Raw genomic sequence first — 926 nt, 5'->3', positions numbered from 1 at the left:
GAGAAAATTGACACCATTGTGGTCGACAAGACCGGCACTCTCACGGAAGGCAAACCAAAGCTGGTATCAGTAGAGCCAGAAGCAGGCTTTGATGCAGACAAGATGCTCTCATTGGTGGCTGCGATTGAAATGGCCAGCGAGCATCCGCTGGCAGCAGCGATTGTTGCAGGAGCTAAAGAACGAAAGCTAGTCTTTGAAGCCGCTACCGATTTTGGTTCTGTTACGGGCGAAGGCGTTGAAGCAACTGCAGAGAACCTGCGCGTTGCCATCGGCAATGAAAAGATGATGGAAAGGCTCGGCGCGAGCAGCGCTGATCTAATTGCTAAAGCGCAAGATGGACGATCACAGGGCCAGACTGTCATGTTTGTCGCCGTGGACGGGAAGCCCGCCGGTCTCATCGGCGTTGCAGACCCTATCAAACCGACAACTGTTGATGCGATTAAGGCTCTTCATAAAGCCAATATCCGTGTTGTTATGCTCACTGGAGATGCAGAAGCGACCGCGCAGGCAGTTGGGAAGCTCATTGGCATTGATGAAATCCATGCCAATGTCTCACCGGAAGATAAGCACCGGGTCATCAGCGAGTTACAAGCCGCCGGGAAGAAGGTCGCAATGGCTGGCGATGGCATCAATGACGCGCCTGCTTTGGCTAAAGCCGATGTGGGTATTGCGATGGGGACGGGCACCGATGTAGCGATGGAAAGCGCTGGAATCACTCTGGTAAAGGGTGATCTAGGCGGGATAGCCAAGGCGCGGCATCTCAGCCAGCTCACGATGGGCAATATACGGCAAAACCTTTTCTTTGCCTTCATCTACAATGGCCTTGGTGTACCGGTTGCAGCTGGCATCCTCTATCCTTGGTTTGGTATATTATTGAGCCCGATGATTGCGGCGGCAGCGATGAGCCTCTCATCTGTGTCGGTTAT

Annotated in this window: 1 protein-coding gene; it reads left to right on the top strand. The window is 53.2% G+C overall.

The genetic code is table 11. The features are described from left to right. Positions 1-926: HAD-IC family P-type ATPase (locus tag V7676_RS18650; RefSeq protein WP_335661058.1), on the top strand; the 926-nt coding region annotated here is incomplete at both ends.

The sequence above is a fragment of the Parasphingorhabdus sp. genome, from assembly GCF_036963805.1.
Taxonomy (GTDB): Bacteria; Pseudomonadota; Alphaproteobacteria; order Sphingomonadales; family Sphingomonadaceae; genus Parasphingorhabdus.
Note: the sequence above shows the minus strand (reverse complement) of the source record. Positions and strands in the feature narration are given on the sequence as shown.